9 protein-coding genes are annotated in these 14765 nt (G+C 35.5%); all 9 read left to right on the top strand.

Going from position 1 to position 14765, the window contains the following annotated elements; translation table 11 throughout:
- The first annotated feature begins 21 nt into the window (after positions 1 to 21).
- Complete coding sequence (gene nrfD / locus VP395_RS07100) at positions 22 to 1479, top strand: NrfD/PsrC family molybdoenzyme membrane anchor subunit (RefSeq protein WP_346241083.1); 1458 nt, start codon at positions 22 to 24, stop codon at positions 1477 to 1479.
- A gap of 3 nt (positions 1480 to 1482) precedes the next feature.
- The gene (locus VP395_RS07095) at positions 1483 to 2013 is read left to right on the top strand and encodes a DUF3341 domain-containing protein (RefSeq protein WP_346241082.1); all 531 of its coding nucleotides are present in this window, start codon (positions 1483 to 1485) and stop codon (positions 2011 to 2013) included.
- 5 nt (positions 2014 to 2018) lie between these two features.
- Positions 2019 to 2570: a c-type cytochrome gene (locus tag VP395_RS07090; RefSeq protein ID WP_346241778.1), complete on the top strand. Its 552-nt coding sequence runs from the start codon at positions 2019 to 2021 to the stop codon at positions 2568 to 2570.
- Positions 2571 to 2592: 22 nt separating this feature from the next.
- Positions 2593 to 3948, top strand: coding sequence for a quinol:cytochrome C oxidoreductase (locus tag VP395_RS07085; protein WP_346241081.1), 1356 nt, complete (start codon positions 2593 to 2595; stop codon positions 3946 to 3948).
- Between the two features lie 29 nt (positions 3949 to 3977).
- A complete protein-coding gene (locus tag VP395_RS07080) occupies positions 3978 to 5045 on the top strand; it encodes a cytochrome c oxidase subunit II (protein WP_346241080.1) in 1068 nt (355 codons plus the stop codon).
- A gap of 29 nt (positions 5046 to 5074) precedes the next feature.
- Positions 5075 to 6874: a cytochrome c oxidase subunit I gene (locus VP395_RS07075; protein WP_346241079.1), complete on the top strand. Its 1800-nt coding sequence runs from the start codon at positions 5075 to 5077 to the stop codon at positions 6872 to 6874.
- A 236-nt stretch (positions 6875 to 7110) separates the two neighbouring features.
- Entirely contained in the window at positions 7111 to 11796 is a 4686-nt protein-coding gene (locus VP395_RS07070) for a gliding motility-associated C-terminal domain-containing protein (protein WP_346241078.1), read from the top strand.
- A 28-nt stretch (positions 11797 to 11824) separates the two neighbouring features.
- Positions 11825 to 12784, top strand: coding sequence for a PorP/SprF family type IX secretion system membrane protein (locus tag VP395_RS07065; RefSeq protein ID WP_346241077.1), 960 nt, complete (start codon positions 11825 to 11827; stop codon positions 12782 to 12784).
- An 18-nt stretch (positions 12785 to 12802) separates the two neighbouring features.
- Entirely contained in the window at positions 12803 to 14692 is a 1890-nt protein-coding gene (locus tag VP395_RS07060; RefSeq protein ID WP_346241076.1) for an OmpA family protein, read from the top strand.
- The last annotated feature ends 73 nt before the right edge of the window (positions 14693 to 14765 follow it).

The raw sequence follows: 14765 nt of genomic DNA, 5'->3' as shown, positions 1-14765 counted from the left end.
TAAAGAATCAATTATATAATTATGGCGTCTCATTACGAAGCACCTATTAGAAGACCCTTAGTTACAGGTGAAAAATCATACCACGACGTTACTGTGGATGTGGCTAAACCAGTAGAAGGAAAAGCAAATAAACAATGGTGGATAGTTTTCTCTATAGCACTTGTAGCTTTCCTTTGGGGAATTGGATGTATTTTATATACCATATCAACAGGTATTGGAACTTGGGGTTTAAATAAAACTGTAGGTTGGGCTTGGGATATTACTAACTTCGTTTGGTGGGTTGGTATTGGTCACGCAGGAACACTTATTTCTGCGGTACTTTTATTATTCCGTCAGAAATGGAGAATGGCCATTAACCGTTCTGCGGAGGCGATGACCATCTTCTCGGTAGTTCAGGCAGGTTTATTCCCAATCATTCACATGGGTCGTCCTTGGTTAGGATACTGGGTGTTACCAATACCAAACCAATTTGGTTCGTTATGGGTAAACTTTAACTCACCATTACTTTGGGACGTGTTTGCGATTTCAACATATTTATCGGTATCATTAGTATTTTGGTGGACAGGTTTATTACCAGATTTCGCTATGCTACGTGATAGAGCTATAAAACCTTTTCAAAAGAAAATATATTCTTTGTTAAGTTTTGGTTGGTCTGGTCGTGCTAAAGATTGGCAACGTTTTGAGGAAGTATCATTGGTACTTGCAGGTTTAGCAACACCACTTGTACTTTCTGTACATACAATTGTATCTTTTGATTTCGCAACGTCGGTTATCCCTGGTTGGCATACAACAATTTTTCCTCCGTACTTCGTTGCTGGAGCAGTATTCTCAGGATTCGCCATGGTGAACACGCTTCTTATTATCATGAGAAAAGTGTGTAACTTGGAAGATTATATTACGGTACAGCATATCGAATTAATGAATATTGTCATCATGATTACAGGTTCTATTGTAGGTGTGGCTTATATTACCGAGTTATTTATTGCATGGTATTCTGGTGTAGAATACGAACAATATGCGTTCTTAAACAGAGCAACTGGGCCATACTGGTGGGCATATTGGGCGATGATGACGTGTAACGTATTCTCTCCGCAATTTATGTGGTTCAAGAAATTAAGAACAAGTATCATGTTCTCATTCTTTATTTCAATTGTAGTAAATATAGGAATGTGGTTTGAACGTTTTGTAATTATTGTAACATCTTTACATAGAGATTACTTACCATCTTCATGGACGATGTTCTCGCCAACATTTGTAGATATAGGTATTTTTATAGGAACTATTGGATTCTTCTTTGTATTATTCTTATTATACTCTAGAACATTCCCAGTAATTGCACAAGCCGAGGTGAAAACCATTTTAAAATCATCTGGAGAGCGTTATAAAAATATTAGAGAAAGAGGTGATAGTTTGGTAGGAACTGGAGCAGATGTAAGAACTTCTGTAAATAAAGTAAATAACAACAAAAACGAAGCGTAGGCAATGGAAGCATCTAAAGTAATTCACGCTATTTATACCGATGATGATGTATTAATGTCTGCCGTTAAAAAGGTCAAGGCAGAAAGATATCACATTGAAGAAATATATACACCGTTCCCGGTTCACGGACTAGATAAGGCTATGGGATTAGCACCAACACGTATCGCTATTACAGCGTTCATGTACGGTTTGGTAGGGTTATCTGTGGCAATCACAATGATGAATTTCATTATGATTGAAGATTGGCCTCAGAATATTGGTGGTAAACCGAGTTTTAGCTACATAGAAAACATGCCTGCATTTGTGCCAATTATGTTTGAGTTAACGGTGTTTTTTGCAGCGCATTTAATGGTAATTACTTTTTACTTGCGTAGTAGAATGTGGCCATTTAAAAATGCTGAAAATCCGGATCCAAGAACTACCGATGACCATTTTTTAATGGAAATAGCTGTAGATGGTAATGAGGAAGCTTTAGCAAGTTTGCTTAAAGAAACTGGAGCAGTTGAGATTAATTTAATTGATAAAGCGCATTAATAATGATGAAGAGCTTAATTAAAATATTAGTATTAGCGGTCTTTTTAGTTGCCGTATCATGTAAAAAGGATACAGCACCAAACTATCAATTTATGCCAAATATGTATGAATCTGTAGGGTATGAAACGTACGGAGAAGCTGCTTTTAGAGATGGGGTTGAGGCACAATTACCTGCAGAAGGTTCTATAGCAAGAGGGTTTATTCCTTTTGATATTGAAAACTCAACTGAAGGTTACATGTTAGCAAAAGAAACTTTGAAAAGCCCTTTAGATTCACTTTCGGTAGATTTAGAAAGAGGAAAAGCATTATATGATATTTATTGCGGTATTTGTCATGGTAATCAAGGGGATGGACAAGGGAACTTAGTGAAGCGCGAAAAAATTCTTGGTATTCCTAGTTACGACGATGCAGGTAGAGCTATAAACGAAGGAAGTATTTACCATACTATTTATTATGGAAAAAATGCGATGGGTTCTTATGCTAACCAGTTGAAAGAAGAAGAACGTTGGCAAGTAGTTTCCTATGTGCTGGAATTAAAGGCTAATTTAGAAAAGTAAGATAGACAAGATTATTATAGATATGTATACATTTTCAAATAAATTAAAGACATTTTCTTTCATACTAATGATTTTAGGAGCGTTAGGAGTTGGATATGGTTTTATGACATCTCATAAATCTTTTGAAGAAGTTGAAACCTTACTTGCAGAAGAATCTCATCACGGTGGTGGTCATGCAGTAGAAGCTTCTCATGGAGCAGCAAGTCATGATGCACATGCAGTTGATAATGGACATGGTGAAGAAGCACATGCTCAAGTAGATGAACACAAAGAACATATTGAACATGTTCAGCATCAAATAGCAAACAGACCTTGGTCTGCACTATATGTAGCTGCATTTTTCTTTATGATGATTGGGTTAGGCGTATTAGCATTTTATGCGATTCAAATTGCATCACAAGCGGGTTGGTCTCCAGTATTATTTAGAGTAATGGAAGGAATCACCGCTTATGTATTGCCTGGTGCTTTAATCGTTTTAGCTATTGCTGTGGCTTCGGGTACTATTGGTCATTATAATTTATTTGTTTGGATGGATCCTGAAGTAGTAGCTCACGATAAATTAATCCAAGGAAAAGCAGGCTGGTTAAACATAGGTTGGTTTGCGGTTAGAGGTTTAATTTTTATAGCTGGTTGGAGTTTATACCGTCATTTTGCTCGTAAATTCTCAATTGCACAAGATACTGCTGAGGATAATAGTAACTTTAAAAAATCATTCAGAATAGCCGCCGGGTTCTTAGTGTTCTTTATATATACAGAATCGATGATGTCTTGGGATTGGATTATGAGTGTAGATCCACACTGGTTTTCAACTTTATTTGGATGGTATGTTTTTGCAAGTATGTTCGTAAGTGGTATTACGGTTATTGCCTTAGTTACTATTTACTTAAAATCTAGAAACTATTTGGAGTTTGTAAATGAAAACCATTTACATGATGTTGCAAAGTTTATGTTTGCTTTTAGTATTTTCTGGACGTACTTATGGTTTTCACAGTTCATGCTTATTTGGTATTCAAACATTCCGGAAGAGGTAACCTATTTTATAACACGTTTTGGAGATTACCAATTGCCATTCTTAGGTATGGTAGTAATGAATTTTGTGTTCCCAATTTTGATGTTGATGAATGCTGATTACAAACGTATTCCTTGGTTTGTAGTAATGGCTGGATTGGTAATTTTGTTTGGACATTATATTGATATTTTCAATATGATCATGCCAGCTACCGTAGGAGACAGATGGTTTATAGGTATTCCTGAATTAAGCTCTATATTGCTTTTTGCTGGATTATTCATATTTGTAGTATTTACGGCTTTAACAAAGGCACCGTTACTTGTAAAAGGATATCCTTTTAGAAAAGAAAGTGAAGATTTTCATTATTAATCAGATATAAATAAAGACGAACGATACAAATGACTGCTTTATTAACAATTATAGTTTTAGTATTTATTTTAGTTGCCATTTGGCAAATGGTAAAGATTTTTGATTTGGCTCAGGCTAAAGTTGAAAATTCTCAGGTCGCCAACGACAACGATAATAAAATCAATGGGTATTTAATGATGGGCTTTTTAGCATTCATTTATATCATTACCATCGTATGTTTTGCTAAATGGGGCGATTTACCATTAATGTCAAATTCGGCTTCCGAACACGGACCGACTCTTGACAATCTAATGGTTATCTCGATGATAATTATTTTTATCACACAGACCATTACACAATTTTTATTACACTATTTTGCTTTTAAATACAAAGGTGAAAAAGGTAAAAAAGCCTTGTTTTTTGCTGATAATAACAAGTTAGAAGCTATTTGGACTATTATTCCAGTGATTGTTTTAGCAGGTTTAATCATCTACGGTTTAAACACTTGGATTAATATTATGGGTGTGGACGAAAGTGACGACCCAATCGTTATCGAATTATATGCGCAACAATTTAACTGGAAAGCTAGGTACGGTGGCGCGGATAATACTTTAGGTAAAGCCAATGTACGTTTAATTGATATTGATAGAGCTAATATCTTAGGCTTGGATGAAGCTGACCCAAATGCTCAGGATGATGTCATTACAACCGAATTGCATTTACCAGTTGGTAAGCCCGTATTATTCAAAATGCGTTCTCAAGATGTATTGCATTCAGCTTATATGCCTCACTTTAGAGCACAAATGAACTGTGTACCTGGAATGATTACTCAATTTGGATTTACTCCAACTGTAACTACTACAGAAATGAGACAAACGCCAGAAATGATTGAGAAGGTTGCAAACATTAATAATATCAGAGTTGAAAAAAGTCAAAAGTTAATTGCCGAAGGTGGCGAAGCTTTAGATAGATACGAGTTCGACTATTTATTATTATGTAATAAAATCTGTGGAAAATCTCACTACAATATGCAAATGAAAATTGTAGTTGAAACTCAAGAAGAATACGATGCTTGGATGAAAGAGCAAAAAGAATTCAAAAACTCTCTAGTTAATTAATTAAAAAAAGATAAATACGCTATAAGATTATGTCAGCACACGAAGATACTCACGCTCACGACGCTCATGACGACCACGGACATCATCATAAAGAGACCTTTGTAACTAAATACATATTTAGTCAAGATCATAAAATGATTGCTAAGCAGTACCTAATTACTGGTACTATTATGGGGGTTATAGGTGTTTTAATGTCTATGATGTTCCGTATGCAAATCGCATGGCCAGAAGAACCAAATGTATTGTTTGAAGCATTATTAGGTAAATGGGCACCAGAAGGTGTTATGGATGCTGATATATACTTAGCTTTAGTAACCATACATGGAACCATCATGGTATTCTTTGTACTAACAGCTGGTTTAAGCGGAACTTTTAGTAACTTATTAATTCCATTGCAAATTGGTGCACGAGACATGGCGTCAGGCTTTTTAAATATGATTTCTTATTGGTTATTCTTCCTTTCTAGTATAATCATGGTTATTTCATTATTTGTTGAAGCTGGTCCTGCAGCTGCTGGATGGACTATATACCCTCCATTAAGTGCTTTACCAATGGCTCAAGGTGGTTCAGGTATGGGTATGACACTATGGTTAGTTTCTATGGCTATATTTATTGCTTCTTCTTTAATGGGGTCGCTTAACTATGTTGTTACTGTAATTAACTTACGTACAAAAGGTATGTCTATGACAAGATTACCTTTAACAATTTGGGCATTTTTTATTACTGCGGTTATTGGTATTATATCATTCCCAGTATTATTATCTGTTGCGTTATTATTAATCATGGATAGAAGTTTTGGAACATCATTCTTCTTATCAGATATATTCATTCAAGGTGAAGTATTACATTATCAGGGAGGTTCTCCTGTATTGTTTGAACACTTATTTTGGTTCTTAGGTCACCCAGAGGTATATATCGTTATTTTACCTGCGATGGGGTTAGTATCTGAAATTATGGCATCAAATTCACGTAAACCTATTTTTGGTTACCGTGCGATGATTGCTTCTATTTTAGCTATTGCATTCTTATCAACTATTGTATGGGGTCACCATATGTTTATTTCTGGTATGAACCCGTTCTTGGGGTCTGTATTTACATTTACAACCTTATTAATTGCAATTCCTTCAGCTGTAAAAGCATTCAACTGGATAACAACATTGTGGAAAGGTAATTTGCAAATGAATCCAGCAATGTTATTCTCTATTGGGTTTGTTTCAACATTCATAACAGGGGGTTTAACAGGTATCATTCTTGGAGATAGTGCTTTAGATATTAATGTTCACGATACGTATTTTGTGGTAGCTCACTTCCATTTAGTAATGGGTATATCGGCGCTTTATGGTATGTTTGCGGGAATTTACCATTGGTATCCAAAAATGTTTGGTCGTATGCTAAATAAAAACTTAGGATATATTCATTTCTGGATTACAGCAGTATGTGCTTACGGGGTATTTTTCCCAATGCATTTTATTGGTATGGCAGGTTTGCCACGTCGTTATTACACAAACTCTAATTTCCCATTATTTGACGATTTAGCAAATGTAAATGTTATTATTACCATTTTTGCTTTAATTGGAGGCGTGGTTCAAATAGTATATTTATATAACTTCTTCAGTAGTATTTTCTACGGAAAGAAGGCAACTGAAAACCCATGGCAGTCTACTACATTAGAATGGACAACACCTGTTGAACATATGCATGGTAACTGGCCAGGAGAAATTCCACACGTATATCGTTGGGCTTACGATTATAGCAAACCAGGACATGATGTAGATTTTGTGCCTCAGAATATTCCTTTAAAAGAAGGCGAAGAAGAGCTTCAGCATTAAAATATTACAATAAAAAAACGAAAAAACCCACCTTTTTAAGGAGGGTTTTTTCGTTTAAATACTTTTTTTTTACGACAAAATGTAAAATATATTAAAATATATCGTTGAAATACAAAAAAATCAGTTAAATTGCATTGTTTTTAAATATGTAAGATTAATTATATTAATGGTATTGTATAATTAAATCAATATTTTAAAACAGGCTATTAATAATATGATTCTAATCTATTTCAACTATGATAACAAACGACTTATCTAGGAAAGCCATTAAAATAACATCAGGTGTTTTGATGTTTTTATGGGCATCAATTTCATGTTTTGCGCAGTGTCCTACTATAGCAGATCCAAATCCACCACCAATATGTGATGCTTCCAAATTCACTTTTAATAGTTTAAATGCTTTTGCAACCAATAATGGCAATGGCATAGTTTGGTATGCTACAAGTACAGGTGGTGCTGCTTTTAATCCAAATCAATTAGTAAAGGAAGGTACCTATTACGCCGATGATAACTCAGGAACTTGTGGTTCTAGAGCATCTATTGTGGTGGATTTTCAAGTGAATCCTTCAGGAAAAAATTTAGATCGTATATATTGTAGTAACGATAATGCCACAGTCCAGACCTATATAGATGATGTGTTGCAATCAGGCATTCCGTTAGGCGGTTCTGTTGAAGTTTATTATGATTTTAATTTAACCAATCAAGCAAATGCAAGTGATGCTATTCCAGGTGGCGCTTCAAATTATTACATTGTTTTTGTTGATCCTTCACCAACATTTTGTAAAAGTCAATTGGAGATTGGTCAAGTAGGTGTATTTTCTGCACCAACAGACCCAACACCAGCATCACCACAGCAATTTTGTGCAACTTCAAATCCAGTAGTAGGTAATTTAAATCCAGGAACTACTGCTTCAAATTACAAATGGTATGAAAATGTTGATGGTTTTGGAGATCCCATTCCGCCGGCTTTATCAGTATTAACTCCCTTGGTAAACGGAAAAACGTATTACATACAAATTGATGATATTTTTTGTACAAGTAATGCAGTTGCAGTTACAGCTAATATTGACATTCCTGTTAATGCAGGAACCTCAAGTTCTTTAGAGTACTGTAATAATAATTTACCAGCTAACGATTTTAATTTGTTTGATGAATTAGGAGGGCCTAAAGATACTACAGGTTCTTGGTCGGGACCTTTAGCTACTTCAAATGGGTATTTAGGAACCGTTAATATTTCAACATTAACTACTGCGGGAAATTATGTATTTACTTATACTGTGCCTAGTTCGGGTGTTTGTCCTAATGGTGTTGCAACAGTGACTATTAGAGTTTTCCAAACATTTAGTTCGGGAACACAGGCAGCTAGTAACCCTGCAGCCTATTGCGAATCTCAATTGCCGTCGTCTTTTGATTTATTAACTTTATTAGACAATGAAGACCCAAATGGTCAATGGACACAGGGTAGTTTAAGTTCAGACCCAGTAATAACTAACCCAATAGATTTAACGGGTTTTATTCCAGGAACATATAATTTTACTTACACTCAAAATTTATCACCAAACCCATGTCCAGAACAATCTACAACTGTTCAAGTTGTAGTACTAGAAGATCCAAATGCAGGTAATGCTGTGAATCAAACATTTTGTGAAAATGATTTAGCTTCAAACTCACCATTCGATTTGTTTAACGCTTTAGATGGTTCTCAAGATAATAATGGTGGAACTTGGACAAATGCTGGTAATGTAACTGTAACAAATCCGATTGATATTTCAAGTTTAACAGTGGCGGGCAGTCCTTATACTTTTAACTATACGATTGATAATGGAACTTGTTCTGATACTGAAATCATAACCATTACAATAGAACCCGCACCAGAATCTGGTACAGCAAATGCACCAGTTTCATTTTGTGAAGGTTTAGCACCTGCAAGTTATAATTTATTCGATTTGTTAACTGGTGAAGACCAAACAGGAACCTGGTTTACAGGAACTGATAATTTAGGAGCTTCAGTTTCAAACCCAATAGATCTCTCTGGTTTAACACCAAATACTTATTATTATACCTACGATGTTGATGCCATAGGAAGTTGTGATGATGCTTTAATAACCGTAACGGTAATAATAAATCCGTTACCAGTAACAGGAACACCAACTCCAGCAATTTATTGTGAGAATGATTTAGCGGCAAATACACCATTGGAATTATTTGACCAATTAACAGGCGAAGATGCAGGTGGTACATGGACAGATGATAATGCTTCAGGAGCTTTATCAGGAAGTGATGTTAATTTAAATGTATTAACAATAGGTTCATATAATTTTACCTATACCATTACAGATGCTAACGGATGTACAAACAGTTCTACTGTAGTTGTTAGAGTTGATGATGCGCCAGAATCGGGAACAGCAAATGCACCAGCTTTATTTTGTGAAGATTTAGCACCAGCCAGTTATGATTTATTCGATTTATTAACAGGAGAAGATCAAACAGGAACATGGTATTCTGGTTTAGATAATACAGGAGCAACGGTTTCAAACCCAGTAGACTTGTCTAGCTTAACACCAGGTGATTATAATTTTACTTATGATGTTGATGCCATAGGAAGTTGTGATGACGAATTAGTAACCGTAACCGTAACAATAAACCCATTACCAGTAACGGGAACACCAACACCAGCTATATTTTGTGAGAATGATTTAGCGGCAAATACACCATTGGAATTATTTGACCAATTAACAGGCGAAGATGCAGGTGGTACATGGACAGATGATAATACTTCAGGAGCTTTATCAGGAAGTGATGTTAATTTAAATGTATTAACAATAGGTTCATATAATTTTACCTATACCATTACAGATGCTAACGGATGTACAAACAGCTCTACTGTAGTTGTTAGAGTTGATGATGCGCCAGAATCAGGTACAGTTAATGCACCAGTAGAATTCTGTTTAGCAGTTATAACCACAGGGCAAACTTATAATTTATTCGATTTGTTAACTGGTGAAGATCAAACGGGTGTTTGGAATGATGACGATACCTCAGGGGCATTATCAGGAAATTTAGTAACACTTGATGGTCTTGCAACAGGAACTTATAATTTCACTTACGATGTTGATGCCATTGGTAGTTGCGACGATGTATTGGTAACAGTTTCAATTGGAATAAAAGATACGCCAGCACCAACAGCTACTGCAATTCAAGAATTTTGTGAAACAGCAAGAGTTTCAGATTTAACTGCTACAGGAACTGCCATCCAATGGTATGATAATGCAACAGGAGGAACAGCATTAGTAGGAACAGCTTCATTAATTGATGGTGAAGATTACTTCGCTACTCAAACCGATGCAGCCACAGGTTGTGAATCTTCAGTTAGAACTTTGGTAACAGTAACTATTTATCTGTCACCAAAATCAGGAAATCCAGTTTCAATTATGGATTGTAATACTAATAATTCCATAGATTTATTTACTGGATTGGATGGAACACAAGATGCGGGTGGTACGTGGCAAGATACAGATGGCACAGGTGCTTTAACAGGAAATATTTTTGATGCTACTGGATTAGCAGCAGGTAATTATCAGTTTACTTATTTGGTTACAGCATCTTCACCTTGTGTAGATTCAAGTACCATTATAACCGTAACTATTGATGAACCTTTAAATGCAGGTAGCAATAATACACTAGATGTGTGTAGCAATAACGGAACAACCGATTTGTTTAACTTAATAGGAAGTGCCGATACAGGAGGGACTTGGTCGCCAGCCATGGCAAGCACAACAGGTGTATTTGATCCTTTAGTAGATGCTTCAGGAACTTACACATACACATTAACAAATGCTTGTGGAACCGTAAGTAGTGAAGTAGTTGTTACGGTTACTCTAGCTCCAAATGCAGGAACAGATAATTCAGTGGCTATTTGTGTTATAGATGGTCAAACAGATTTATTCCCGCTTTTAGGAACTTCTGCCCAAAGCGGAGGTACTTGGTCACCATTGTTAACAAGTGGTACAGGAGTTTTTAACCCTAGTGTGGATACTGCTGGTATTTACACATATACTGTAACAGCGGTTTCACCTTGCTCACCAGATTCAAGTGCAGAAATCACCGTATCAGTTAATGATTCACCTCAAATAGTGGTGCTAGACCCAAATCCATCATTTTGTTTAGTTGATGGTCCAACGGTAACAGATTTAGCGGCAAGTATAAGGCCAACAGGAGCCGTAAATTGGTATGCCGATGCAGCTTTAACAATGCCATTAACAGCTATCGATGCCTTGGAAGATGGAGAGGATTATTTTGCAACCCAAACTACAGGTTCAGGATGTGAATCTTCAGTAAGTGTTCAAATTATTGCAACTATTAATGATACACCCACACCAACGATAAAAGATTCTACTAAGGAATATTGTATTAATGACAATCCAACATTACACGATCTTTCTCTTAACTTAACAGAACACGTAGAATTAGAAGACAATGTAGTTTGGTATGATGCTGATTTGAATGGTACAGTAATTAGCGATACATCAACACTTTCAAATTTAACTACCTATTACGCAGCACTTGTTGATGCTACTACGGGTTGTGAAAGTAGTATACGTTTAGCTGTAACGCTCGATTTAACATCTTGTGGAGCACTTGTTTTACCAGATGGATTCTCACCAAATGGGGATGGTGTTAACGATACTTACGATTATGATAATTTATCCATTTTATATCCAAATTTTGAAATAGAGATTTACAATCGATATGGTAGCATTGTTTATAAAGGAAATGCTTCAACATCTCGTTTTGATGGGAAATCTAATCAGTCTAGAACAACCTTTAAAGGTGACTTGCCAGTTGGAATGTACTATTATATTTTCAACTTCAATGATGGTGAGAACAAACCAAAACAAGGAAATTTATACTTAAGCAGATAATTTTTAGATAAACAAAAATTTAGAAATCATGAAAAATTTAAATATATATCAAAAAATAGCTGCGGTAGTAGGATTGACATTAATGTCTTTTCAAAGTTTCGCGCAGCAAGACCCTCAATTTACACAGTATATGTATAATATGAGCGTTATAAATCCAGCATATGCTACAACAGATGCAGCTATTTTGAATCTAGGAGGATTGTATAGAACGCAATGGGTAGGCATTGAAGGCGCACCCAAAACAGGAACTTTTTTCGCTCACGCACCTGTTAATGAAAAAATAGAAGCTGGTATTTCCTTTACTAACGATAATTTAGGCGATGTAGTACAGGAAAATAACATATATGCCGATTTTGCGTATATACTTCCAATGGGTTTAGATGGCGGAAAGTTATCTTTAGGTCTCAAGGCAGGATTCACATTTTTCAATGTTAATTTCGATGGTTTCAATCTCCAATCAGGTAGTGCTTCAACAGATATGGCTTTCAACGAGAACATCAGTCAAACATTTCCAAATATTGGAATTGGAGCCTTTTATTTTACCGATAATTATTATGTTGGTTTTTCGGCTCCAAATATGCTAAATTCAAAGCATATAGAAACAGAGAATGGTGTAAAAGCAACAGGAGTTCAAAGTATCCACTATTATTTAACGGGTGGCTATGTGTTCGACATCAATCAAAATCTAAAATTAAAACCTGCATTTATGGCAAAGTCGGTACAAGGTGCGCCGTTAGCACTAGATATTACAGCAAATGTTTTAATTAATGAAAAACTAGAAGCTGGTTTAGGATACCGTTTAGACGATGCTATAAGTGGTTTATTAAGTTTTAGGGTAATGCCCGATTTAAAAATAGGCTATGCTTACGATTTTACAACCTCCAACCTAGGTAATTACAATTCAGGTTCTCACGAAATATTTGTTTTGTTTGATGTTGATTTATTTGGGTTTAAAGGAGGTTATGACCGTTCACCTAGATTCTTCTAACCTTAAGACTATAAAGAGATGAAAAAACATACCTACATACTTGCAAGCCTTTTATTAGTTAGTGGAGTAGCACTAGCTCAAAAAAGCAATTTAAAACGTGCCAATAAGCTTTTCGAAATGAGGGCTTATATTGAAGCAGCCGAAATGTACGAAACCAAAGACCGTAAACAAGAAGTGCTTCAAAATTTAGCCGATAGCTATTACTATAATGCCAATCTTCAAAAGGCGATTAAAACCTATAGAGAGTTATTTGTAAATTATGGCGATTCTATTGATATTGAATTTCACTTTAGATTTGCCCAAGCTTTAAAAGGTGTTAAAGATTATAAGGAAGCCGATGCGCATTTAAGCAGGTATTACAATAAACCTGTAAATACGTCTGCTTTTATAGAGTTAAATGAAAAAACAACACCACATACGTTTAAGTTAGCGCAAATAGGAAACGAAATTGCAACTAATAGCGACTTTGGTTTGGTTTTTTACGGTGAAGACAAAGTGGCTTTTGCTTCAACCAGAAATACCAAAAATCCGTCCTATGCTTGGAATAAGTTACCGTATTTAGATTTGTATTCTGGAACATTAACCAACGATGGAAAATTGGAAAATGTTGTTTCTTTTTCAGATGAAATAAATACCGATTCACACGAAAGTAATGCCACTTTTAGTAAAGATGGAAATACCATGTATTTCAACAGAACCAATAATACGCGTACTAAAACTGAAGACGACCGTATTGCCCATGTGCAGATTTTTAAGGCTGAATTAGTAGATGGAAATTGGACGAATATAAAAGAATTACCATTCAATTCTAATAAATACAGCTGCGAGCACCCAACCATTAGTGAAGATGGAAAAACGCTTTATTTTGCTAGTGATATGCCAGGAACTCTTGGTGGTTTCGATATCTATAAAGCAGCTATTAACGAGGATGGAAGCTACGGAACACCAGAAAATTTAGGTTCTAATGTGAATACAAAACACCGTGAACAATTCCCGTATATAAGCGATTTAGATGTGTTGTATTTTGCATCCGACGGTCATTTAGGATACGGCGGATTGGATGTTTTTAGAAGCAATTCTGTAAACGGAAATTTCGATAAACCAGTAAACTTAGGAAGTTCTATCAATAGTAATTTAGACGATTTTGCTTATACCATACGTGAAAAAGATAATAAAGGATTTGTATCATCAAACCGTAGTGGTTTCGATAGATTGTATGGTTTTGCCAGAGAAGAAAACATTTTAACCAAATATTTGGTTGCAGGTTTGGTGCAAGACAAAAACAGCAAAGAATTGCTCCCTGGTTCATTGGTTACGTTGTTTAACGATACTGGCAATGTAATTCAAGATTCCATTGTTGGTTCAAAAGCCGATTATTTGTTCAAAATTGAGCCAAACAAAAAATATAAAATTAGAGGAACTCGTAAAGCATATATTCCACAAGACGTAGAGTTTTCAACCGATAGTCAAGGGGAAATTCAACACAATATCTATCTAACCTTAGAGTCGTTTGCCGATGCGGAAGAACGTGTTAAGCAAAACGAAAAGGGAGATGTTCAAGTAGAATTAGATAAAATCTATTTCGATTTTGATAATTCTAAGATTCGTGATGATGCCGCTATCACTTTAAATGTATTGGTAGATTTAATGAAAAAATACCCATCTATGGAAGTAGAAGTTTCAGCACATACCGATGCTCGAGGATCAGACCAGTATAACCTGGATTTATCTAAACGTCGTGCAGCTTCAACCTTAGAATATTTAGTAAGTCAAGGCATTGATAGAAACCGATTAAAAAGCATTGGCTACGGCGAAATGCAACCACTTAACGAGTGTATTAAAGAAGGGATTTGCGAAGATGAAGCATATGACATAAACCGTCGTTGTGAGTTTACAATATTGAATTAGTAGAGAAATAATAACCAACCATAGATTTAACCAAACTTTTGATGAAGCCTTTCCTTTTTAGGAGAGGCTTTTT

It is taken from the genome of Mariniflexile soesokkakense (assembly GCF_039650365.1).
Taxonomy (GTDB): domain Bacteria; phylum Bacteroidota; class Bacteroidia; order Flavobacteriales; family Flavobacteriaceae; genus Mariniflexile; species Mariniflexile soesokkakense.
The sequence above is the reverse complement of the archived record's forward strand: the minus strand, read 5'-3'. Positions and strand labels throughout refer to the sequence as shown.

Coding starts and splice junctions, on each gene's coding strand:
- nrfD (WP_346241083.1), top strand. CDS start 22: ATGGCGTCTCATTACGAAGCACCTATTAGAAGACCCTTAGTTACAGGT.
- VP395_RS07095 (WP_346241082.1), top strand. CDS start 1,483: ATGGAAGCATCTAAAGTAATTCACGCTATTTATACCGATGATGATGTA.
- VP395_RS07080 (WP_346241080.1), top strand. CDS start 3,978: ATGACTGCTTTATTAACAATTATAGTTTTAGTATTTATTTTAGTTGCC.
- VP395_RS07060 (WP_346241076.1), top strand. CDS start 12,803: ATGAAAAAACATACCTACATACTTGCAAGCCTTTTATTAGTTAGTGGA.
- VP395_RS07065 (WP_346241077.1), top strand. CDS start 11,825: ATGAAAAATTTAAATATATATCAAAAAATAGCTGCGGTAGTAGGATTG.
- VP395_RS07090 (WP_346241778.1), top strand. CDS start 2,019: ATGAAGAGCTTAATTAAAATATTAGTATTAGCGGTCTTTTTAGTTGCC.
- VP395_RS07075 (WP_346241079.1), top strand. CDS start 5,075: ATGTCAGCACACGAAGATACTCACGCTCACGACGCTCATGACGACCAC.
- VP395_RS07070 (WP_346241078.1), top strand. CDS start 7,111: ATGATAACAAACGACTTATCTAGGAAAGCCATTAAAATAACATCAGGT.
- VP395_RS07085 (WP_346241081.1), top strand. CDS start 2,593: ATGTATACATTTTCAAATAAATTAAAGACATTTTCTTTCATACTAATG.